This window comes from Novosphingobium sp. LASN5T (assembly GCF_003856955.1).
Taxonomy (GTDB): Bacteria; Pseudomonadota; Alphaproteobacteria; order Sphingomonadales; family Sphingomonadaceae; genus Novosphingobium.
In genome coordinates, this window is sequence record NZ_RQSI01000055.1 from 1 (window position 1) to 21,144 (window position 21,144).

Sequence of the window (21,144 nt, forward strand, 5' to 3'; positions counted from 1 at the left end):
TCGGCAGCACCCAAATCCAGAAAGGAAAAATCACCCGCTTGACCCACCGCCCGTATCGCGGGACATATTACCCACCCGGGTCACTTCTCGATGGAAATCCCGGGTCAACTCTCAGCGGAAATCAACAAGCAGGTGGCGTACCACGACTACGAAGGCTTTGAGCTGGCCTAACGCCTATCAACATTACCGTTGACAGGCCCACTGGCGGGCTTCATTCATGGCTCTAACAAGCTATCACGCGGGGGAGTTTCGCCTTGATATTCAGCGAGTGGTCCGAGGTTTCGCCGCTGGCGGACCTGCTCATCCGCAGTGCGGCGCAGTATCCCGACCGCAGGGCACTCGTCATGCCCGGCCTCACCCTCACCTATGCCGAACTGCGCGACGCCTCCATCGAGATTGCGCGCGGTATCATCGGACTGGGTCTCGGCCAGCGCGCGCATATCGGCATTCTTGCGAACAACAGCCGCGAACTGGTTACGGCGGTGTTCGGCGCTGCGCTGGCCAATTGTGTGGCCGTCCCCCTCAACGCCCGCCACAAAAGCCGCGAACTCGGCTTCATCATCGAGAATGCCGATCTTGCGCTGATCCTCACAACAGCAGCGGACACCCGTTTCGTTGATTTCCGCGCTGTGCTTGCAGAAGCGCTACCCTCGCTGGGTAGCAGTGCTCCCGGCGCCTCTCTCACCCTGGCTGAAGCTCCGCTGCTTCGCGGTATCGTCGTGCTCGAAGGCGATGCGCCCGCTGGCTTCCTTTCTCGCGCAGGCCTCGCACAGGCCGCTCAGTCAGCTCCTGTCAGTGCTGTCGATGCCGCCCGACGTGCGACCCGGCTGCGCGACACCGCGCTGATCATCTATACCTCAGGCACCACTGCAAATCCCAAAGGCTGCCTGCTCAGCCACGAAGCCGTGACGCGCGGTCCGGTCGAACGCGCCAGCAGCCGGTTCCGCGCCCGCGAACACGATGTAACGTGGGGCGGTGGGCCACTCTTTCATATCGGGTCACTCGCTCCCTTCATCGGGGTGATCGGCACCGGCGGGACTTATGTCACCGACGTCGTCTTCGATGCCGGCACGGCGCTCGAGCTGATGGAGCAGGAGCAGGTCAGCGTGGCATGGCCATGGTTCCCGGCCATCCTGCAGCCCTTGCTGGATCATCCTGCGTTCGATCCGGCGCGCCTTGCCGCCTTGCGCAAGGTCCTGCTGATCGCACCGCCCGCGCTGGTAAACCGCGTCCAGCACACCTTCCCTGAGGCCGAGTTCATGCAGGCGTGCGGCATGACCGAAACCGCCGGGATCTTCGCACTCTGCGCCCCCGATGAGACCCCCGAGCAGCGTGCCGTGACCCAAGGCAAGCCGGTGCCCGGTATTTCGGTCAAGATCATCGAACTCGAAAGCGGCGAAGAAGCGGCGCCCGACGTCGTCGGTGAAATCCTTGTCCGCGGTTACTGCGTGATGGAGGGCTACTACCGCTCGCCCGAGAAGACTGCCGAGGCGCTCGACAGCGAAGGCTGGCTTCATACTGGCGATCTCTACGCACGCGCTGCAGATGGCCAGCTGACCTTCCACGGCCGCGCCAAGGACATGCTCAAAGTCGGCGGGGAGAACGTCGCAGCGATCGAGGTCGAGGCCTATCTGTGCAGCCATCCGGCGGTCAAGCTCGCCGAAGTGGTCGGGCGCCCCGATCCGCGCCTTGATGAGGTGCCCGTGGCGTTCATCGAATTGAGGCCTGGCCAGTCAGCAACCGAGGAGGAGCTCATCGGCTTTTGCCAAGGCCGGATCGCCAGCTACAAGGTGCCGCGCGCGGTGTTCTTCATGAACGACGGCGAATGGCCGATGTCGGCCACCAAGGTCGACAAGCGGGCACTGCGCGCCCGGCTTTGATCAGCGCTTCTCCATCCCGCTGAAGAATATCTCGCAGAAGGCATTGGAAACTTCCGCCGCGGAATGCGTTCCGCCCGGCTGATACCAGCGATGCGTCCAGTTCAGCATGCCGAACACTGCATTCGCTGCCACTGAAACCGCAATATCATCCCGCATCTGCCCGGTGCGGATCAAGTCGCTGATCAGGCTCAGCACGATCCGCTCGAATGTCCGGGTCTTTGCCACGATCCGTTGCGCCCAGGCGCTTTTCTCGCTCGTAACCCGGCTCATCTCTTCCTGAATGTAGACGTACATGTGTGGATAGTACTGGTCATAGGCAGACATCAGTTGGGTAATGACCGCCCGCAGCTTGTCGCGAGTTTCCAGCTTCTCGTCATCGAAAATGGCTTCACACGCCGCAATGTTGGCCTCCACGCCGACGCGCAGGCACTCGCGGAAGAGCTCTTCCTTGCTGCCGAAGTAGTAATAAACCGTGGCACGATCGAGACCTGCCTTGTGGCCGATCTCGGCGAGGGTGGTCGCCTTGAAGCCGTGTGTCTTGAATTGACGACCGGCGATTTCGACCAGTTCGGCGCGCTTGGCCAGATAATCTGCGCTGCCTTCTTCCAGCGCAGACTGCCGCCGCTTCGAGATATTGCTCGCTATTGCCATGGGGCGAGGCCTATCCACCTCAAGCCTTGATGACAAGGCCGGTTTCATGACTGCACCGGGCGCCAAGTCAGGCACTGACGATGGCTCTGCGGTCGATGATCTCAAGGCCAAATCCTTCCAGTGCCGCCATCTTGCGGGTGCTCGAGGTAAGCAGGGCCATCCGCCCGACCCCTAGATCCTTCAGGATCTGCGCGCCGATCCCGTAGTCCCGCTCGCTGGAAAGGCGGGCATACTCACTGCGGCCGCCCAGGACACGGCGCGAGATCGACGCACGATCCGGATCCTGCACGAACACGGCTACGGCAGGACCATCATGCGCTGCCATCTGGCGCAGTGCAGCCGGGACATAGTCCGGATGCGCATTACGATAGCCGAGCAGGTCTGCCGTGAGGTCAAACTGGTGAACCCGGACCAGCGTGTCACGGTCCGGCCGAATATCGCCGCGTACCAGCGCGACGTGCTCTCCGTTGTCAACCAGATCGCGGTACACGTGGATCGTGAAACTATCTCCATAGTGGCTGTCAAAAGGACCACTGGCGACGCATTCGACAAGGGTCTCCGTGCGCCGGCGCCACGCGATCAGATCTGCGATCGTGCCGATCTTCATCCCGTGTTCCTCTGCAAACGGAATGAGATCGGGAAGGCGCGCCATGGTCCCGTCGGCGTTCATGACCTCGCAGATCACGCCGGCCGGGATCAGCCCGGCGAGGCGGGAAATATCGACCGCCGCTTCGGTGTGCCCAGCACGTACCAGAACACCGCCATCACGAGCTACCAGCGGAAAGACATGGCCTGGCGACACAAGGTCGCGCGGTCCGCAATGCGCGTTGATGGCGACTGAAATCGTTCGGGCGCGGTCGAATGCGGATATCCCGGTCGTCACGCCTTCGCGCGCCTCGATCGAAACGGTGAACGCTGTTCCATGGCCAGAGCGGTTGTCGCTCGACATTGGGGAAAGTTCGAGCTCGCGTGCGCGCTGGGCAGTGATCGCAAGGCAGATCAGGCCACGCGCATGGATCGCCATCTGGTTGATCCGCTCGGGCGTCGCAAACTGCGCGGGAACAATGATGTCCCCTTCGTTTTCGCGGTCATCGGCATCGACCAGAATGAAGGGCCGGCCGTTGCGTGCCTCGTCGATGATCTCGTCGGTCGTGGCAATCGTCGTCACGTCAGGCTCCTGCTTATGATGCGGCTTCAGGCACGCCGCGTAGCGGGGGAAGCCCACCGCTCATATCGCGAACATAGCCTGTGTTGTCGTATGCGGTAGCGAATGCGGCGCCACTGAAGCTGTAGCAAGCCCCGCGCCGCGAAGGTTCCTCGGCCACCCGGCGCGGGCTCGATCCATCAACAATATAGGCTCGGCCGCGGGCCACAAAGACCGCCATCTGGGCCATGCGCCACAGGTCAGCCTCACCGGGCGGCAAGGTTGCTTCAGCCCAGCGGGTGAACCCGCCGAACAGGCCTTGCCCGTGATATCCGGCCGGTTCCACGATGGATTCCTGTTCCAGCACCCACACCAGCGCCGGTGCCCCGTCCAGATCGAGAGCCAGATGCTGAACGCCGTCAGCATCCCGGTCCGTCAGCGCAATCTCGACCGTCTCGCTGCGCTCACCCCGTACCAGCCAGGCCAGGCCGAGCCGTGCGAGCTCGACAAGATGCGTGCATTGCCCGCCACGTTCCTCAGAAGAAAGAGCCATCGCACTGACGGAGGCCGAGCGACCGATCAACTCGCGCAGGGCCACTACCGCGCCGGGACAGCTTGTCTTGGGAAACCGGTCCATGTGGGCAACGACATCAGATATGACGCCATCCTCGACAGTCAGAGCAACCCGCATGTCATGGTAATCGTCGAGCAGCGCCACATCGATCCCATCCGTGCGGCGCAAAAAGGTGATCCGGCGTCTGTAGACCCCAGTCCCGTAATCGGGATTGGGCGGATAGTGGATGAGGTTGGCAGACATGCGCCGTCAGCTTACGGCGGCGAAACGACCGTACGCACCCTTGAAAAACAGAAGCGGCCCCGCAGCCCGCTCGACTGCGAGAGACTCGACCCGGCCCAGCACGATGGTGTGGTCACCGGCATCGATCTCGTTGGCGATGGCGCATTCGATATGCGCGACGACACCATCCAGAAGCGGCAGTCCGCGCTGCGACAGCCTGTGCGACGTCCCTTCGAACTTGTCGCCCCCGCGCGAGGCGAACCGGCGGCACAGCTCGATCTGGTCATCCGCCAGCACGTTGACGCAGAAGTAGCCCCCGGCCCGCACCAGCGGCCAGCTGCTCGAGCTGCGGTCAGGGAAGAACGCGACCAGCGGCGGGTCAAGCGAGACAGAGGTAAAGCTGCCGACCACCAGCCCTGTTGCCTCACCATCGTGGTTCACGCCGGTGATCACGCAGACCCCGGTCGGATAATTGCCAAGTACGGAGCGGAAGTGGCCCGGATCGATCTCGACCCGGATATCGGTTTCGCCCGCCTCTGTCGTGCCTTGCCCGGTCATGTCAGCGCCCGGTCCACACCGGCTTGCGGCGCTCTGCGCCTGCCAGTTCGCCCTCGCGCTTGTCGTTGCTTTCGGCGTATTGCTCGATCTCCTCGAAGCGCGTCATGAGCGCGACTTCGAGCGGATAGCCGAGACGGCCCAGCGCGGCGGCTTTCGCTGCCTGATTGGCAAGCGGCGATGCCGCGTTGATCTTGTCCGCCCACTTCTGTGCGGTCGCGGCAAGCTCGGCAAAGGGGACGACTTCGTTCACAAGGCCATAGCGCTCGGCCACATCGGCTTTGATCCGCTCGCCAGTCAGGATCATCGCCATCGCGATGTGGTGCGGCAGTTGCCGCATGGCGCGATGCACGACCCCGCATTCGCCAATGATGCCTACCTTGGTCTCGGGTAGGCCGAACTGAGCGGTCTCGGCGGCGACAATGATGTCCGCGCACATCGCGAGCTCGAAACCGCCACCAACGCAGAACCCCTGCACTGCTGCAATCAGTGGCTTCTTGAGCGTCACCAGCGGCCCACCGATCCCGGTCAATCCGCCTGCAAGCGCCATGCGCGTCTTGCGCTCCGCCCCGCCTGAAACGTCGGCCCCGATGCAGAACCCCTTCTCGCCTTCGGCCGAAAGGACCGCGCACCAGATGTCCGGATCGGCGTTGATCGTGTTCCAGGCCTCCAGCAGCAGATCGTCCATCTCCTGCGTGATCGCATTGAGCCCCTGCGGGCGGTTCAGACGGACATGCGCGACATGTCCTTCGATCGTGAATTCGACGTCTGCCATGATTACTCCTTCGGCGCGGCGAGCGGGCTCGTCGGCTGGGTTTTGAATTGCTGGATGACAGGCTTGAGGCCCTGTTCCTTCATGCGCTGGCGGATTTCGAGCACAGCGGGCGCGAGGTGCAGCAAGGCGTCGATCTCGGCGATGCCGGAAAGCGCCTGACGGAAGCCGGCGGCCTCGGTCGCGCGGTTGATCGAGAGCTTCTTGAGCCGCAGCACATCCGGCGGTGTCATCGCGATGCGCTGGGCGAGGGAACGCACAGCCGGGATCAGGTCAGCAGCTGGCACGCAGTGGTTGGCCCAGCCCCAGGTCACTGCCGTTGGCCCGTCAATCCAGTTACCCGGTACGAACGCGAATTCCTTGGCGCGCTTGGGGCCGACCAGACTGACCCATGTCGGCGCGATAAAACCGCCGCCGATGGGAATGGTCGGTTCGCCGATGCGCACATCGTCAGCAACGATGGTGATATCGGTGAACACGCACATCTGCGCCGCTGCGGCGAGGCAGAAGCCGTGGACCGCCGCGATGACCGGCTTGGGATGGTCCCACATCAGCAGCCACCGGTCGACATTGGCGCGCAGGCGTGCGTGATCGGCCATGGGGTCCGCCGGGCCGCTATCTCCCGCGCCATAGCTGCCAAGGTCCATTCCCGCGCAGAAGCCTTTGCCTTCGCCGCGGATGGCAATGACTGGGCCGCCCTCGTGCTTCAGGCGCTCGAGCGCGTGCGCAAACTCGTCGAGCAATTGCGGCGAGAGAGCATTGGCTGCCTCCGGGCGATCCAGCACGATCCAGCTGAGCGCTTCCTCATGCTCGATCCGGATCGTGGCATAGTCGCCGGTCATCGTAGTTACTCGACGCGCCCGATGGGGTTTGCAGCCCGCACGTGGTAGTCCGTCGCCATCACGGTCTTGAGGATGCGCGTCTTGAACTTCCACTTGCCGTCGCGCTTGACGATGACGTCATGGTACTGGCCGTAGAGCACGCCGTCAGGGCGCTCCTTGGTATAGCGATGGATCGCCAGGACCGCCGCGCGCAGGGTCACCTCGGTGTCGCTGACCCAATCGATCACGATGTTCGAAACGTGGTGCGAGGTTGCGCGAAAGAATGTGCCGATACCATCAAGCGTCTTGGCGTAAGCCTCGATCCCGGTCGCGCCGAAATTGGGGGCGTAGCTGACTTCGCAGTCCTCAACGAACAGCTCGATCATCTTCTCGGGCATGTTCATGTCTAGATAGTATGCGTAGTCGAACACGATCCGCTCGATCGCACGTTCCTCGACCAGCCGCTCCAGCGCGCTTGCTTCACCCACGACATCTCTCCTCTTGTTTCGTTCAATCAGTTTCCTGAGGCCTTACGTCCACCGCACAGGGCGGACGCGTCCCCAGCTTGCCTTCAGCCGTCCCGTCGTCGTGGAAAATCCGAAGGCAGCGGTTCTCCGCCCGGCCAACGCACATTGAGCGGGCTCGTGAGCGAGGCCTCCACGCCGGACCAGGGAGCCATGTGGACGACCTTCATGGCCCGAACCGCAATGCGCCAAGCGCCCTCTTCGCGTTCGTAACGGTCGACGTAGCGCACCGCGCCAAAATAGGTTGCATCGCCAAGGCCGAGTTCGAGATGCGCGCAGACAAGGCCGTCGGCTGCATCGGAACCATCGAACCGGATGTGAACATAGTGGGGCGTGTGCACCGTCTGGCCCATGCCAGAGCGTGCTGCCGCAAGGACCGAAACGATCCCGTCGCGGCCATCAGCCTCTTCAAAACCCGAGGCCTCAAACCGCGCGCCGCGCGTGAAGCACTGCGCCAACTGCACATAGTCGTCATCATCGGCGGCACGGAAGTAGACCGCGACGAGATCCTGAATCGCCGCCCTGTCCTCCAGTATCCTGATGCGCTCTTCCAGCGACGGCACGATCCGACTCCCCAACTGTCCCAACCGATATGGGCAAGCCTGAATGGCCAGTCAACACATAAGTTGACAGTTTTGGAACGGAGCGGCACAGTCGCTGCATGACGGATATTTCCATCGCCGCTCTGCGCGAAGAAGCAGAAGTTCTGACCGCCGGACTCGCAGAGGGCGAACCTCTCGATGCGCTCGGCTGTGCGCTCGTCACGCTCGCCGTCGCTGCCTCGGTGACCGCCCTCGATCGCGCTGCCACCGCATCGGCCATCGCCGAGTGCTTCGATGCCGGCGGGTCCATCGGGCAAATTCAGGAAATTCTCGCCCTCGCCTCAGGCCTCGGCGTTCACACCCTTATGGTTACAGCGACTGCTGTGCTTGAAGCTGCCAGTGCGCGGGGCTTGATCGATGCCGCTGCGCCGCTTGACGCAGAACGCCAGGCGCTGTGGGACCGCCATGTTGGCGCCGATCCCTTCTGGAACGGATTTTCTGCCGAACTTCCCGGTTTCCTCGAAGCAATGCTTCGGCTTTCACCCGATATCTTCACCGGCTTCTTCGAGTATTGCGCCATCCCTTGGCGCAGCGGCACCGTCCGGGCCAGGGTCAAGGAACTGGCAGCTCTGGCTTGCGATGCAGCGCCGAGCCATCGGTTCCGTCCGGGTTTTCGCGTCCACCTCAAGAACGCGATCGCACTGGGCATCGGTCGGCGCGCCATTATGCAGGCAATGGACATCGCGGCCGCGGCGCCGGAGCACCGCGGCACGGATTGATCAGGCTGCCTTGCCGGGATCCCAGACGAGCGGAACGTTCTCGACTGCCGCCACGATACCCGAATGGTAGACGGGGTTCGCACCCGGCGCGAGGCTGAACTCGGGAATGCGGCGGATCCACTCTTGCAGCGTCACGGTCGCTTCCAGCCGCGCCAGGTGCAGTCCGGCGCAACGATGCGGGCCGGCTGCAAACGTGCTGTGCTGGGGCGCCTTGCGGTCCCAATCGAGGTTCCAGGGATCTTCGTTCTCGTCCGGATCGAGGCCGTGGAGCGCAGTCGGGAGCAGGATCATATCCCCCCGCCTGAGTTCAATGCCGCGATAGGTCAGGTCCACAGCAACCATCCGCGCATCGGACACCACCGGGAAGCGCCGGAACAGTTCCTCGACACCGCGGCGCAGTTTCAGTTCGTCATCCCGGATCTCCGCCACCTTCTCCGGATGCCGGGCGAGGTAGATCATCGCAAAGCTGAGGAAGTTCACGACCGTATCAAGCCCGCCCAGCAGGAGCAGCGAGATCAGCCCGACCGCCTTGTCATGCGGCATCGGTTCGCCGTTGATCGTGCCATTGACCATGACCGAGATGAGATCAGTGCCATCCTTGCCGCGCCGCTCGCGAATAATCGGATCGACATAGGCATCGAACCCCTTGTTGGCGGCATCAAGCGTCGCCGCCATCTCTTCGGGAGAGTTCCCCGCAGGACGGGTCATGTCCTGGGCAAAGACCGCCAGCTTCGGGACATCCGACATCGGCAAATCCGCCATGGCCATGAAGACCTTGACCGGGAACACGTTGGCATATTCTGCCGCAAAGTCGCATTGGCCCCTGGCCACCATCGGCTCAATCAGATCAGCCGCAGCCTGGCGGACCTGATCTTCCATCTTGCGGATTTGCGCTGGATTGAGCCCGGTATCGAGCAGCTTGCGGTAGGGGGTGTGTTCGGGCGGATCCATCCGCGTCGGCACCATCCCGTACTTCTCGCCAGCTTCCTTGGGCAGGAAGATGATCTGGCTCGAGAAGCGCGATGGATCGCTGTAGATTTCCTTGATGACCTCGCCGCGCGTCGCAACCCAGTGCCCGCCGGTCAGGGGAGTCCATGCCAGTTCCGGTGTATCCGGGGTCTGAATGGCCTTCCAGGCTTCATGAAATCCGTTCTCGATCCCATCGATCGCATACATGTCGATATCGCGGACAAGTGCCTCGGGAACATGGGCCGGGCGCGCGGCGCGAACTCGGCTATCGGCGACAGCAGCTTGCGTCATGGATCGTCCTTCTTTGCCTTAGTTGATCTCGGGATCGATGATGGCCTTGATCACCGAACCGGCGGCGGTAGCATCGAGAGCCTCGAGCGCCTGAGCAACGCCGAACCGGTGCGTGACGATCTCCGCCAGCGGGTATTCCCCATTGAGCCGTGCCGCGAGGTGCAAGGCCTGATGGAAGTGCTTGGGCTTGGCGAAGGTCGCGCCGGCAATCGTGAGGTTCTTGATCGTCAGATCGCGGGGGGAAATCGGCTGCGTACCGATCGCGCCCCACAGACCCAGGATGATGTAGCGGCCGTGGTTACCGGCTATGTCCACACCTTCCGGGAATGCCTGCAGCGCGCCTGCCGCCTCGACCACGATGTCCGGCCCGTTCGGCGCAACCCGGTCGTAGATCTGCCGGCGGCGCTCCTCGGGGCTGTCCTTGAGCGACACGGTTGCCGTCGCGCCGAGCGAGCGCGCAATCGCCAGCCGGTTCTCGTGCATATCCACCGCGATGACTTCCCGCGCGCCTGAAAGCTTGGCGAGGAGAATGGCCGAGAGGCCGACAGGGCCTGCGCCCTGCACCACCACGGTATCACCCATTCGGACTGGACCGCAGCGGTCGAAGCCGCGCAGAGCCGTGGGTAGCGCACATCCGAGCGCAATCACCGCCTCGACCGAAGCACCGTCGGGCAGTCGGAAAAAGGCAAGGCCGTTGGGAAGCCAGGCGAAATCCGCATAGCTTCCCCAGTTGGGCTTCTCGGCGTGCTCGAAAAAGGTAGAATTGTCGCAAGGCGTTTCGTCGAGCACCGTACAGCTGTGGCAGCGGTGGCACAGCGCAATGGGCGCCCAGTAGATCAGATCGCCGGGCTTGACGGCGACACCCGCATAGTCGGTCGAAACGCCTGCGCCGAGCTTCTCGATCCGGCCGACGCCTTCGTGGCCCAGAATGATCGGGAACGGCATGACCCCGGCCTCGCCCGACATGATGTGCACGTCGCTTCCGCACACGCCGCCTGCAACGATGCGCACCAGCGCGCCGCCCGGTTCCGGATCGAACACCTGAACGTCCCAGGTCTCGACCCGATTGGGTTCGACCAGCACGCACGCTCTTGCCTTGGTCATGTCTCGATCCTCTCAGCGAGCCGGTTAGACCGCTGCGGCGCACTGTTCGGCACCGTCAGCAGCCGTCCCGTATTGTTTCAATTGGGCATGCGGACCTTCGGGCACACCTCGGTCGCAAGACGACGCAGCGATTCTTCCCAGGGCTTGGGATCATCGATGCTGTCATGCTGGTTGGCGACGATCTGCCCCCAGCCTCCAACCGCGTCAGCCAGCTTCTCAAGTTTCTCAATCACGGTCTCGGGTGATCCGCACAGGATCACATGCTCGACCAGAAAGTCCTCGTCGATCGCGTCGGGCGTGATGTCGATCCCGCTGTCATGAATAATCCCGTCAAACAGCCCGAACTTGACGTAGATTTCCTTCAGATACTTGTGCCAGGTTTGCATGAGCCCGGTCTTGCGAACCAGACGTTTGGCTTCGGCATCGGTGTCCGCGATGAAGATGTCCCGGCAGACCCGGTAGCGCTTGCGGTCAGGCGTATGGCCTTTCGAGATCATCGCGTCGGACCAGGTATCCCAGTGCGCGCGCATTTGGGGCGTGCCACCGAAGAACGAGATGGGCGAGTAGTCACGTTCGCCAGCGAACTTCATCGAGGAGGACTTTTGCGACAGGCCCGTCACCGCCAGCTCGAGCGCCGCGCGCCCGCCGTAGGGCCCGTTATTGGCGATCTCGACATTGTATTCCGGCATCGTGTCCGGGCCGGGGAAGCCAGCCTGGAAGTACTTGCCCTTCTCAAGGAACGGTTTGCCCTCCCACACACGCTCCATGAGTGCGAGTGCCTCAAGCTGCATCGGGGGCAGCGGCGCAATGCTGTCGAAGCCATGCAAGATAGCGTCCGTGTGGTGCCCGCCCGGTGCCACCCCAAGGAAGTAGCGGCCCTCCATCACCTGGCTCAGCCAACCGATGCGGATCGCGAGCGTTGCCGGGTCGTGATAAGGCAGCAAGTGCGCCATCGGCGCGAAGCGGATCTGCTTGGTTGTGTGCGCACAGGCCGCGATGATCGCTTCCGGCATGGGAATGTTTTCCCAGCCCAAAGTGTAGTGCTCGCCAATCATGTAGTCGGCAAATCCGGCTTCGTCAGCGATGCGCGCTATGTCCACCGCCCAGTCGAACACCTGGCGGGGTGTGCGGCTGGGGGGGTTGTATGGTGTCATGAATATACCGCACTGCATCGCCATTTTCGCTCTCCCTAGGTAGACTTATCAGTTTGAAAATTATCTAGATTATACGAAAACACCTTCGGCATTCTTTGTCGAGAAGCGCGGCGCCACCTTGCTGATGAACTTTTCGAGCTCTTCCTGATTTTCCTCGGGCTCAAGGTGCCCCTGCCCGAACATCAGAAACAACTCGTCGAAGCCGAGCCGGTCGTGTGCCTTGCCGATCCGGTCGGCAATCTCATCTGCCGAACCGATCAGGACGTTGGGCGGACGCTGGCCCATCGGGATGAACCACTCGTCCCAGAACCACATGTGCTCTTCCATGAGCTTGGCCGCGCGGTCCTTGTCATCGGTGAGCATCAGGAACCCGCCCCAAGCCGACGCCTGGGTGTTCGTCACTTCTCGGCCGACTTTGGCGGCCGAGGCGATGTAGCGGTTATTGAGCGACTCGCAGAAGTCGAGATTGTCGGAGAGCACGATCAGCTTGCCGCCCTCTTCCGCCCAGAAGTCGATCGTCCGACCCGAAGCGGCAAAGCCGCCATAGATCGGTGGGTGCGGATCCTGGAAGCAGCGCGGAGCAATGCCGATTTCGCGCACAATGCCGTCGGCATCCTGCCCCTTGCCAAACTTTGCATAGGCAGGGTGGCCGGCCGAGCCGCCGTTGGGCGGGAACTCCCAGTTCTCGCCCTTGTGACTGAACACATCGTTGGTCCATGCCTTCTTGATCACCCGCACACCTTCCTCGAACAGCGAGCGGTTGCGGGCGTCCTGCTGATCGCGTGCCTTAACGTTGTCGGGTGTGGTCGCGCTGATGCCTTCCTTGGCGGCATAACTATCGACCCAGCGGGCATGGTAGCCGCGCGTGAACCCGCAATACATCCGGCCCTGCAGCATATGATCGAGTGTGGCGATCTCCTCGGCGACGCGGACCGGGTTGTGGGTGGTCATGGTGTATCCCATGATTCCGGCCTTCAGACGCTTGCTATTCTGCCCAACAAACAGGCTGAACATGCCGGGGTGATTATTGGCCTCGAACCCCTCGATCTGCAGGTGATGCTCGGGCTGGCAGTAGCCGTAGTAGCCCAGATCGTCGGCGAGGCGCACGTAGCCACGAACTTCCTCAAGAAACCGCTGGTACAGGTCATGGCGCTGCCCAGCCATGCCGGCTTCGATCTCGTGGCGGCGCCCAACCACACCGGTCTGCATCAAGTGGAACTTCATCGCCTCAATCCCCAAACGCTCTTATCAACACATGCGTTGATAGAGGCTTGGGTCTTGCCTTGTCAATGGCGATCAGGCCGTCAAGGCAACAAATTCAACCTGATCGTTGACGGAGCAGGAGGGTGCTTGCCTCACCGCATTGGCATCGCCAAACAGACGCTTATGCGCATTTCCGGAATCGATCATGTCGTCCTGAAGGTGGCGGACCTCGACCGCTCTATCACGTTCTACTGCGGCGTCTTGGGCTGCACACTCGACTGGCGCCGCGACGACATTGGCTTGGCGCATCTGCGGGTGGGCACCGCGATCATCGATCTGCTCGCCTCGGCGCCCCTACCCCCGAACTCTTTGCGCAACATGGACCATCTGTGCCTTACGGTTCCGGACTTCGATGCCGATCAGGTGCGGCAGCATCTGCTAGGCCATGGCGTCGCAGTCGAACCAGCGGTGAAGCGCTATGGCGCATCGGGCTGGGGCCTGTCGCTTTATCTCACCGATCCCGACGGAAACGGCCTGGAACTGCGCGGCTAAACCGGAAAAGAAAAATGCTGCAGCATGCGCTGCAGCATTTTTCCGTCAGATTGTGGCGGCGGAACGGCTGTGAGGGACAGCTGTTCCGCTCGCCTTGCGGCTTCCGATCAGAACTTGACCGAGAGCTCCGCACCGAACGTGCGCGGCTCGCCCGGATAGGCGGTATTCACGCCGTTGGATGCGCCAAGCGCGTAGCCTGAGACATAGTAGGTGTTCTTGGTCAGGTTGCGGACGTAGAACGCACCGGACACCCGGCTCTCCATGATGTCCTTCCAGTTCAGACGCATGGCCAGAGTGGAGTAGCCATCAAGCTGCGTACCCGGAGTGGACGTGCCATTGGTGTTCGAGAAGAAGAAGCTCGACTGCTTGTAGAACTCGGTCCTCAGGCTAACCCGTCCGATCTTCTCAGGCACCGGGAACTTGATTTCCGCATTGACCGAACCCGCCCACTTCGGCGCATCCGGATAGGAGTCGACCTGCAGGCTGCCGACAAACGGGATCGGCACCGTGCGCTGCGTATACTTCGCATCGGTGTAGGCCAGGTTGAAACCGACATCGAGCCACGAGGCGAGCCCGAAGAAGCCGTCGACTTCGACGCCCTGGGTCTCGGCCTTGGGGACGTTGACCGTAAAGCCCGCCGGCGCGCCGCCAACGATCGCATAAAGTGCGCGTTGTGCGTCCTTCACGATGACCTTGTAGGCGGCGATGTTGAACTGCACCGGCATCGAAGAAATGCGCCCGTTGAACTTGTAACCGAGTTCGAAGTCGTGAACCTTTTCGTTCTTGAACAGGTTCGCTGGCTTGCCGGTGAGGGGATCGGTGAACGGCGCCACCGTTCCGTTGAGGTTTCCGGCGCGGAAGCTGCCGCGCTGATTGAAGTAGATCATGTTGTTGGAATCTATCTGGTACTGCAGGCTTGCAGTCCACGCCGGTGCGGAGAGCTTGGTGCTCTGGTCTGCCGCTGGCGAATTGGGATCGACACCGAAGACGTTACCCTCAGCCTGCCGGATGCCGATCGACTCCCAAGTATAGCGGCCGCCCAGTGTTGCCGTCAGCTTGTCCGTCAGCTGATAGCTGAGCTGGGCAAAGATTGCCTTTGAGGTCTGCCGGTTGCGATACGCATAGCTGATGTCGGCAATGCCGCCGGGCACCACGTCCGCGCCGATATTGATTGGAATGATTTCGTAGCGCTTCTGGTTCGAATAGAAGGCACCGGCGGTGTAGGTCAGCTTGCCGTCAGCCGCAGTGCCTTGCAGCTGCAGTTCGTCGCTGTAGGTCTCTGACTCGAAAGTCTGCCCGCCCGGCACGCCTGTGGCGTTGATGCCTGCCAGCTTGAACAGCCACAGCGAGCCGAAGGGGCCGCCGCCGAGGTTGCCGGCGGTGCGCGAGTTGCCCTTCATGTAGCTGAAAATGTTCTTGATCTTGGCGTGATCGCCCACCTCGATCTCGGTCGTGTTCGAGACGAATGTGTTGTTCGCGCGGTGCGGCAAATCATACTGCAGGAAGATCTTGTAAGGATTGGCGCGTGAGAACTTGGTGTAGCCCTCGACGGCGCCCGGGAAGAAGCCTGGAGCAGCCGGGCCGTCATTCGCGCCGTAGATCGCTGCGAGCGTGTTCGACAGCGGCACACCGGTGGTATTCTGAATGTGGTTGGTGCCGTCGCTGATAAACTGCGACGAGGGATCACCCGGAATGGCCAGCCGCGAGTAGTAATTGAAGATCCCACCAACGCCTTCCGTGCCCCTCACGCGGTCGTGCTGGACGATCGTGACGTTCTTGATCCGATCGGTCGGCGTAAAGAGGACCGTCAGGCGGCCCGAACGGCTGTTCTTGTCGCCGAGCGTGTTACCCGTGTTGATGTTGGTGATGTAGCCATTGCCCCGGGTCGCGTCGAAGGCGAGGCGGATCGCGAGCTTGTCCTTCACGATCGGCAGATCGACCGCTGCCTGTACCTGGACCGACTCGCGCGAACCGCCCCGCGCAATGATATAGCCGGCGAACTCATCGCCAGGCATGGGCGTTGTATAGAGCACGGCACCGCCCGTCGCGTTACGTCCGAACAGCGTGCCCTGCGGACCCTTGAGCACCTGGATCGAGGCGAGATCGAAAAATGCCGTCGCGGTGTTGCCGGGATTATACGGCGCTTCGTTGAGGTAGGGCAGCACGGCCGGGCTGGTACCCGAGAACGGGTCGAGCGACTGGCCGCGCATGCTGTAGCTGAGCTGGTTCGAGTTCTGGCCATTCTTGACCTGAAGCCCGGGAACGAGCGTGCTGATGTCCTGCTCGCTCGCGATATTGCGGGTCTGCAGAGCCTCCGCGTTGTAGGCCACGACGGAGACGGGAACCTTGGACAGCTTCTCCTCGCGCCGCTGTGCAGTCACGATGATTTCTTGCGTGCCGGCCTCATCAGCTGCCTGCTGCGGCGCTGCCTGCGCCAGAACCGGGGTTGCGAGGGTGGCCGCTACGACCGCAAACGCACTCGCGCTGCCCCAAAGCAGCGCGCCATTCCGCACGCGGAATACGCGGGCGCTTTTCCAAGATCCTACCATTACCCATCTCCCCTTATTTTTTGAAGCATCGCAATTTCTTCGCACCTTCCGCGCCGGATATGCGCGGAAGGTGTTATTTCACTTCACTCGATCAGTACCTTGTTACTCATGCTGCAATCCTGGTCTGGCCGGGGATCTTCACCCGCGGCGCGACTTCCTTTGAGAGGAGTTCGAGCGAGGTGAACCACGCCGACGGATCGTCGTAGTAATCGTGCGCCTCGACCTGCAGCGTGCCCCAGCCGCCCGTCTTCTCGAACAGGGCGCTCAGCTTCTCGACGATCGTGTCAGGTGAGCCGACCACGAAGACATTGTCGGTCAGGAACTCGAGATCGACGTCGAGTGCGTCCACGCCGAAGTCGCGGGCGAAGCCGTCGATCATGCCAAAGCGGCGCCAGATCGGGATGAGATAGCGGTTGAAGCAGTAACCAATCGGCCCTTCCATGACGAGCCGCTTGGCTTCGGCATCCGTCTCCGCGCAAAAAACGGTTTGCGAAACCGCATGGCGCTGGCGGTCCGGCGTGAAGCCCGCCTTGATGTTGGCCTCCGAATAGATTTCCCAGTGGCGCTTGAGCGCGTCGAGACCGGAATAGATCGAGACCGGCTTGAAATTGCGCTCGCCGGCCAGCTTCATCGATGGCGAATTGGCGCTGAAGCCGGTCACGGCAAACTCAGGGAACCCGCCGCCGTAGGGCGCATAGTTGGCCAGAAGATGCTGCTCGTCTTCTTCCGTTTCGGCGGGCTCCTCTTCAGGGAATCCTGCACTCCAGAACTTGCCCTCGTAGAAGAAGGGCTCGCGCTTCCAGATCTTCTCCATGATGAAGAGCGATTCGCGCACCATCTCGTTGAGGAAGGTGGTTTCGGCGTTCTTGATGCCGTGGATGTAGGAGGCCAGCGGATAGGCGCCAGCGCCGATGCCCATGAAATAGCGACCCTCAAGGATCTGGGAGAGCCAGCCCACCGTCATCGCCAGCTTGGCGGGATGCTGATGCGGCAGAATGTGCGCCATGGGCGCGAACTTGATGGTCTCCGTCTGAAGCGCCGCCGCAGCCATGATCAGCTCGGGATTGGGAATATTTTCCCAGATCTGCGAGGCATGCTCGGAGATCATCATCGAGGTGAAGCCGATCTTGTCGCAATGGATCGCGCTGTCGACGCCCCACTGGAATGTCTGCCGGGCCGTACGGCCGGGGCGCATGTAGGGATGAAAGATCAGGCCAGTTTCCATTGTCATTGCAACTCTCCCTTTGGCCCTGAATTAAGCCATGTGGCTTAAATGCGCTTCACACGCTCCCTCGTCAACCCCATTCAACACATCCGTTGACCAAAATCAACACCATCGTTGATTGAGATCGAAATCGTAATGCGCTATATGCTGGCTTGACCCTCCAGCGGAGCTAGACCACTTGACGCAGATGGCCCGGATTGCACCCCAACCGCTTGCAAAAGCAGGAATTCCAGCATCGCACGGTGCCAAGGTGGCACTTATCCTTGCGGGTGAGCTGCTGATCGCGCGAAATGGCATTGAGGGGGCATCACTGCGGGAAATCGCGGCCCAGGCCGGGCAGCGCAATCATCACGCGGTCCAGTACCATTTCGGCTCGCGCGAATCGCTGGTGCAGGCAATCTTCGATTATCGCATGGACCAGATGGAGGCGACGCGCGGCGCCATGCTAAAGGCGGCTGAGGCGGCAGGCAGACTGTCCGACCTCAGGACCATTGCCGACATCATCTACCGCCCACAGATCGAGCTGATCGACCAGTTTGGCGACTATTCCTACGCCGGGTTCCTGAGCGCCTATCTGCTGCGCTACCAGGGCAGCCGGTTCGGCCAATTCGGCGACCGCGTCGCACCAAATCTTGCAAGGACGCTGGGCTTATTGCGAGCCTGCCTTGCCGATCTACCGGAAGCTGTCGCGCAGCGGCGGCTGGTCACGGCAAGCTTCATGTTCCTCAACATACTCGTGATTCACACGCGCGACGAAAGCGATGACGGCGAACGGTTCGAGGATGCGGTTGAAGACACCCTAGGCCAGATCGTGGCAGCGCTGAGCGCGCCGTTTAGCTCCGCCCAGACCTAACTGCCAAAAAAGATGTCCTTGGCGTGCTGGGTATCCATGTACTCGCGCACCTCGAAGACCTTGCCATCGCGCACTGTGACGAGAAAATGGTACTGCGGCGTGTAGGACCGACCATCCGCGAGCTCGGCAAACCCGGTCGCTTCCACAGCCACGCGGTCGCCCTCGGCAATCATCGAAACCGGCGTGATCATGAGGCTCCCTGACTTGTAGATGGCCTTAGCGCCTTCAACGAGCGGGCCGAAGCTTGCCTTGTCATAGCGCCCCGACATACCTTCGAGACGGCCCGACACCCACCAACTGCCACCGTCTGCCATCGCGTCCAGCAGCGCCGGCACATTGCCGCTCGAAAACGTCTCGAAAAAGCGCGCAACAATCGCCTTGTTTTGCGCTGCGGCTCCGCTTGTCATTTCGTCTGCCATCGCCCTGTCTCCCATCGGCTAGTTGCCGTCTTGATGCTCTGCTACCGCCCTGACACCCCTGTTGTAAACGTTAGTGTTGACTGCAGTGCAGAGTTTCAACATTGATGTTGACGGCAAGGCAGGGCGCATTGATCATCAATCTGCGACTCCCCTGACAAAACTGGAGAGAGTGCAATGGGTAAACTGGACGGCCGCACCGCGATCATCACAGGCGCGTCACGCGGCATGGGCTCCTCGCACGCCCGGCGCTTTATCGCCGAAGGCGCGAAAGTGGTTCTCACCGATCTGCGCTCAGATGCTGGCAGCGCGCTGGCGCAGGAGCTCGGCCCGAACGCAAAATTCGTCGAACACGACGTTACCAATGCGGCCGACTGGGCGCGCGTAGTCGCCACCGCGGAGGATTTCTTCGGTCCAATCAACGTTCTGGTCAACAATGCCGGCATACTCGGCGTGATGGCCAAGACCGCCGATGTTACCGAAGAGGAATATCGCAAGGTCTGCGAAGTGAACCAGCACTCGGTTTACCTTGGCATGCACGCGGTCATCCCCTCGATGCTCAAAGGTGACCGCGGATCGATCGTAAACATCTCATCGATAGCAGGCCTTGTCGCCAACTACGGCTTTCCCAGCCTCGCCTATGTCGCCAGCAAGTTCGCCGTGCGCGGAATGACCAAGGCGGCTGCGATTGAGTATGGCCCGAACAACATCCGTGTGAACTCGGTCCACCCAGGTTTCATCATGACCCCGATGATGGTCGAGGCCACCGATGAAGGCGGCGGCGAGGCCCTGCTGCAAATCCCCCTGCGCCGCATCGCCGAGCCCGAAGAAGTCTCGAACCTCGTCCTGTTCTTGGCCTGCGACGAATCCAGCTACATTACCGGCGCTGAGCATGTGATCGATGCAGGGATGACCGCGCAGTAGGGATCCGCAGCGTTCCAACGGAACCCTAGCGCGATTTGGATGCAATTTCGCACACCTGCGGGTCGCGTGCTTTGGATCGAAGTGCAAAGATCGACGGAAGTTTGCCCTTCCAAAAGGCGTTGACTGCGCAGCCCCAAACACGTCTAATTCATTAGCCAATGGATGGGATGAAGGGACATCCTTGGGGGCACCTCCGACTATATCCAGCGCTTTTTCACTACTTATCAAATAGATAAATCATACAGTCGAATCCCTCCGTCTCCGCCATTCCATTCTCCAAAGCAGCAATTTCCCCGACGACAATGTCAGAGCTTTTAAGCGGCTCATGCCGCCGCTCTGGTGTGCGATTTCATGGAACTCCGCGCGAATCGTGAGGTGGGTGGCATCGGGCTTGTCACCGGTAGTGACCTTGGGTGCCCCGCGCGCATAGCCCGGCCTTTGCCAGGCAGCCTGGCGGCGCGCCGCCGCACCAATAAGACGCGACATTTCTTGCCGTATGGCCAGCGGCCGACGCCCGGCGCGGTATCTGGGAAATACCGCGCCGGAGCAGGTCAGAACGAGTAGGGCACGCCGTAGTATCCGTAGAGATCGCGGCCGTAGGATTGGTCAAACACCGGTTCGCTGTTCTCGTCGTAACGCGGAGCGTTCTCGAGCAAATCCTTCGAGATATCGACTTGATAGCCACCCTTGTCGGTATCGTAGGTCAGCATGTCCCAGGGGATGGGATAATAGTCGCTTCCGATCCCCAGAAAGCCGCCGAACCGCAACGCGGCGTATTCGACCTGGCCGGACCGCTTGTTGACCATGAAGTTGTAGATCGACCCGAGGTTATTGCCCTCGCTATCGTAAACCGAAGTTCCCTCGACCTTGTTCGAGGAAATGATATCGCTGGTCTCGTCGAGTTCAATTTGGTTTTCCATGGCAATTTCTCCATAAGAGCCAAATATTTGAACTCTTCAAGTGCGGTATTTATCCCTCTCTATCGCCATATCGTTGCCTGCGTCAGACCAGTTGCAGTTCGTGTTTTCATACCGAAATCGCACCGGTGATCCATATTGCCGAAAGAGCAATTATCGCCAGAAAAAGACTGATCCCCAGTACCCATCGTACTATGTTAGGGCTCGATCCGCTGCGAACCTCTTCTGTATTCAGATGAACCTCATCCCCGCGCTTTCGCATGGTAATCTCCTCGATATCGCATTTCCTTTGGAAAGACGTGAAATCGATACGTGCGGACAAAAGTTAAGTTCCCCGTTTCGCTTTCCCGCATCGCGGCGCGATCCCGTTTCGTTTCGCCGCTCGATGCAAACATAAGAGCCCGAGCGGAAAGTAGTTGAGCGATATCAGCAGGATGTGATTCACCGTCGTTGTCGAGACGAATGGAGAAGCACATGGCCTGGACTGATACCGCCCGGCGGCAGCATATGCGCAATGGGCCGG

Annotated in this window: 22 protein-coding genes; 5 read left to right on the forward strand and 17 right to left on the reverse strand. The window is 61.3% G+C overall.

Annotated elements, in window-relative coordinates:
* The first annotated feature begins 254 nt into the window (after positions 1-254).
* Positions 255-1,880 (forward strand): class I adenylate-forming enzyme family protein, encoded by a 1,626-nt coding sequence (locus tag EH199_RS21335; protein WP_223806834.1) that lies wholly within the window; start codon positions 255-257, stop codon positions 1,878-1,880.
* On the opposite strand, the gene EH199_RS21340 is transcribed toward EH199_RS21335, so the two are convergent.
* The 8 genes from EH199_RS21340 to EH199_RS21375 all read right to left on the reverse strand — a co-directional run bounded on the left by EH199_RS21340 (position 1,881) and on the right by EH199_RS21375 (position 7,706).
* Positions 1,881-2,531, reverse strand: a complete 651-nt coding sequence (locus EH199_RS21340) for a TetR/AcrR family transcriptional regulator (protein ID WP_124811128.1) — start codon at positions 2,529-2,531, stop codon at positions 1,881-1,883.
* A 67-nt stretch (positions 2,532-2,598) separates the two neighbouring features.
* Positions 2,599-3,699, reverse strand: coding sequence for a 3,4-dihydroxy-2-butanone-4-phosphate synthase (gene ribB, locus EH199_RS21345; RefSeq protein WP_124811129.1), 1,101 nt, complete (start codon positions 3,697-3,699; stop codon positions 2,599-2,601).
* Positions 3,700-3,712: 13 nt separating this feature from the next.
* A complete protein-coding gene (locus EH199_RS21350; protein WP_124811130.1) occupies positions 3,713-4,492 on the reverse strand; it encodes a DUF2889 domain-containing protein in 780 nt (259 codons plus the stop codon).
* Positions 4,493-4,498: 6 nt separating this feature from the next.
* Complete coding sequence (locus tag EH199_RS21355) at positions 4,499-5,029, reverse strand: flavin reductase family protein (protein ID WP_124811131.1); 531 nt, start codon at positions 5,027-5,029, stop codon at positions 4,499-4,501.
* Between the two features lies 1 nt (position 5,030).
* The gene (locus tag EH199_RS21360; RefSeq protein ID WP_124811132.1) at positions 5,031-5,801 is read right to left on the reverse strand and encodes an enoyl-CoA hydratase-related protein; all 771 of its coding nucleotides are present in this window, start codon (positions 5,799-5,801) and stop codon (positions 5,031-5,033) included.
* Between the two features lie 2 nt (positions 5,802-5,803).
* Complete coding sequence (locus EH199_RS21365; protein ID WP_124811133.1) at positions 5,804-6,640, reverse strand: enoyl-CoA hydratase-related protein; 837 nt, start codon at positions 6,638-6,640, stop codon at positions 5,804-5,806.
* Positions 6,641-6,645: 5 nt separating this feature from the next.
* Positions 6,646-7,107 carry a nuclear transport factor 2 family protein gene (locus EH199_RS21370; RefSeq protein WP_190287379.1) on the reverse strand — a complete coding sequence of 154 codons (462 nt, stop codon included), beginning with the start codon at positions 7,105-7,107 and terminating at the stop codon, positions 6,646-6,648.
* 83 nt (positions 7,108-7,190) lie between these two features.
* Positions 7,191-7,706 carry a nuclear transport factor 2 family protein gene (locus EH199_RS21375; protein ID WP_124811134.1) on the reverse strand — a complete coding sequence of 172 codons (516 nt, stop codon included), beginning with the start codon at positions 7,704-7,706 and terminating at the stop codon, positions 7,191-7,193.
* Positions 7,707-7,804: 98 nt separating this feature from the next.
* On the opposite strand from EH199_RS21375, the gene EH199_RS21380 reads away from it, so the two are divergent.
* Positions 7,805-8,464: a carboxymuconolactone decarboxylase family protein gene (locus EH199_RS21380; protein WP_124811135.1), complete on the forward strand. Its 660-nt coding sequence runs from the start codon at positions 7,805-7,807 to the stop codon at positions 8,462-8,464.
* Here the strand turns inward: EH199_RS21380 and EH199_RS21385 are convergent, their stop codons facing one another.
* The 4 genes from EH199_RS21385 to EH199_RS21400 all read right to left on the reverse strand — a co-directional run bounded on the left by EH199_RS21385 (position 8,465) and on the right by EH199_RS21400 (position 13,206).
* Positions 8,465-9,724, reverse strand: a complete 1,260-nt coding sequence (locus EH199_RS21385) for a cytochrome P450 (protein WP_223806835.1) — start codon at positions 9,722-9,724, stop codon at positions 8,465-8,467.
* Between the two features lie 18 nt (positions 9,725-9,742).
* On the reverse strand, positions 9,743-10,828 hold the full coding sequence (locus EH199_RS21390) for a zinc-binding dehydrogenase (protein ID WP_124811136.1): 1,086 nt from the start codon (positions 10,826-10,828) through the stop codon (positions 9,743-9,745).
* 77 nt (positions 10,829-10,905) lie between these two features.
* Positions 10,906-12,006, reverse strand: a complete 1,101-nt coding sequence (locus EH199_RS21395; protein WP_124811137.1) for an LLM class flavin-dependent oxidoreductase — start codon at positions 12,004-12,006, stop codon at positions 10,906-10,908.
* A gap of 45 nt (positions 12,007-12,051) precedes the next feature.
* Positions 12,052-13,206 carry an LLM class flavin-dependent oxidoreductase gene (locus tag EH199_RS21400; RefSeq protein ID WP_124811138.1) on the reverse strand — a complete coding sequence of 385 codons (1,155 nt, stop codon included), beginning with the start codon at positions 13,204-13,206 and terminating at the stop codon, positions 12,052-12,054.
* Positions 13,207-13,332: 126 nt separating this feature from the next.
* Between EH199_RS21400 and EH199_RS21405 the strand changes: the two genes are divergently transcribed.
* Complete coding sequence (locus tag EH199_RS21405) at positions 13,333-13,737, forward strand: VOC family protein (protein WP_223806836.1); 405 nt, start codon at positions 13,333-13,335, stop codon at positions 13,735-13,737.
* Positions 13,738-13,844: 107 nt separating this feature from the next.
* On the opposite strand, the gene EH199_RS21410 is transcribed toward EH199_RS21405, so the two are convergent.
* Together EH199_RS21410 and EH199_RS21415 are read right to left on the reverse strand one after the other, a co-directional pair.
* A complete protein-coding gene (locus EH199_RS21410) occupies positions 13,845-16,250 on the reverse strand; it encodes a TonB-dependent receptor (protein WP_223806837.1) in 2,406 nt (801 codons plus the stop codon).
* Positions 16,251-16,392: 142 nt separating this feature from the next.
* A complete protein-coding gene (locus EH199_RS21415) occupies positions 16,393-17,511 on the reverse strand; it encodes an LLM class flavin-dependent oxidoreductase (protein ID WP_223806838.1) in 1,119 nt (372 codons plus the stop codon).
* Between the two features lie 187 nt (positions 17,512-17,698).
* Here EH199_RS21415 and EH199_RS21420 point away from each other — a divergent pair, with 187 nt between their 5' ends.
* Positions 17,699-18,364, forward strand: a complete 666-nt coding sequence (locus EH199_RS21420) for a TetR/AcrR family transcriptional regulator (protein ID WP_124811146.1) — start codon at positions 17,699-17,701, stop codon at positions 18,362-18,364.
* Here EH199_RS21420 and EH199_RS21425 read toward each other — a convergent pair.
* On the reverse strand, positions 18,361-18,783 hold the full coding sequence (locus EH199_RS21425; protein WP_223806839.1) for a nuclear transport factor 2 family protein: 423 nt from the start codon (positions 18,781-18,783) through the stop codon (positions 18,361-18,363). The two genes, EH199_RS21420 and EH199_RS21425, sit on opposite strands and share 4 nt — an antisense overlap.
* Positions 18,784-18,957: 174 nt before the next feature.
* Here EH199_RS21425 and EH199_RS21430 point away from each other — a divergent pair, with 174 nt between their 5' ends.
* On the forward strand, positions 18,958-19,704 hold the full coding sequence (locus EH199_RS21430; RefSeq protein ID WP_124811140.1) for a glucose 1-dehydrogenase: 747 nt from the start codon (positions 18,958-18,960) through the stop codon (positions 19,702-19,704).
* Positions 19,705-20,255: 551 nt separating this feature from the next.
* Here EH199_RS21430 and EH199_RS21435 read toward each other — a convergent pair.
* Entirely contained in the window at positions 20,256-20,624 is a 369-nt protein-coding gene (locus tag EH199_RS21435) for a PRC-barrel domain-containing protein (RefSeq protein ID WP_124811141.1), read from the reverse strand.
* Between the two features lie 239 nt (positions 20,625-20,863).
* Positions 20,864-21,144: hypothetical protein (locus tag EH199_RS24830; RefSeq protein WP_223806840.1), on the reverse strand; the 281-nt coding region annotated here is incomplete at its 5' end.

What these genes read in the sequence shown, in the direction of transcription:
- EH199_RS21340 (WP_124811128.1), bottom strand. Translation starts at nt 2,531, where the DNA reads ATGGCAATAGCGAGCAATATCTCGAAGCGGCGGCAGTCTGCGCTGGAA.
- EH199_RS21360 (WP_124811132.1), bottom strand. Translation starts at nt 5,801, where the DNA reads ATGGCAGACGTCGAATTCACGATCGAAGGACATGTCGCGCATGTCCGT.
- EH199_RS21435 (WP_124811141.1), bottom strand. Translation starts at nt 20,624, where the DNA reads ATGGAAAACCAAATTGAACTCGACGAGACCAGCGATATCATTTCCTCG.
- EH199_RS21380 (WP_124811135.1), top strand. Translation starts at nt 7,805, where the DNA reads ATGACGGATATTTCCATCGCCGCTCTGCGCGAAGAAGCAGAAGTTCTG.
- EH199_RS21430 (WP_124811140.1), top strand. Translation starts at nt 18,958, where the DNA reads ATGGGTAAACTGGACGGCCGCACCGCGATCATCACAGGCGCGTCACGC.
- EH199_RS21350 (WP_124811130.1), bottom strand. Translation starts at nt 4,492, where the DNA reads ATGTCTGCCAACCTCATCCACTATCCGCCCAATCCCGATTACGGGACT.
- EH199_RS21415 (WP_223806838.1), bottom strand. Translation starts at nt 17,511, where the DNA reads ATGGAAACTGGCCTGATCTTTCATCCCTACATGCGCCCCGGCCGTACG.
- EH199_RS21400 (WP_124811138.1), bottom strand. Translation starts at nt 13,206, where the DNA reads ATGAAGTTCCACTTGATGCAGACCGGTGTGGTTGGGCGCCGCCACGAG.
- EH199_RS21390 (WP_124811136.1), bottom strand. Translation starts at nt 10,828, where the DNA reads ATGACCAAGGCAAGAGCGTGCGTGCTGGTCGAACCCAATCGGGTCGAG.
- EH199_RS21365 (WP_124811133.1), bottom strand. Translation starts at nt 6,640, where the DNA reads ATGACCGGCGACTATGCCACGATCCGGATCGAGCATGAGGAAGCGCTC.
- EH199_RS21420 (WP_124811146.1), top strand. Translation starts at nt 17,699, where the DNA reads ATGGCCCGGATTGCACCCCAACCGCTTGCAAAAGCAGGAATTCCAGCA.
- EH199_RS21355 (WP_124811131.1), bottom strand. Translation starts at nt 5,029, where the DNA reads ATGACCGGGCAAGGCACGACAGAGGCGGGCGAAACCGATATCCGGGTC.
- EH199_RS21425 (WP_223806839.1), bottom strand. Translation starts at nt 18,783, where the DNA reads ATGGCAGACGAAATGACAAGCGGAGCCGCAGCGCAAAACAAGGCGATT.
- EH199_RS21395 (WP_124811137.1), bottom strand. Translation starts at nt 12,006, where the DNA reads ATGGCGATGCAGTGCGGTATATTCATGACACCATACAACCCCCCCAGC.
- EH199_RS21385 (WP_223806835.1), bottom strand. Translation starts at nt 9,724, where the DNA reads ATGACGCAAGCTGCTGTCGCCGATAGCCGAGTTCGCGCCGCGCGCCCG.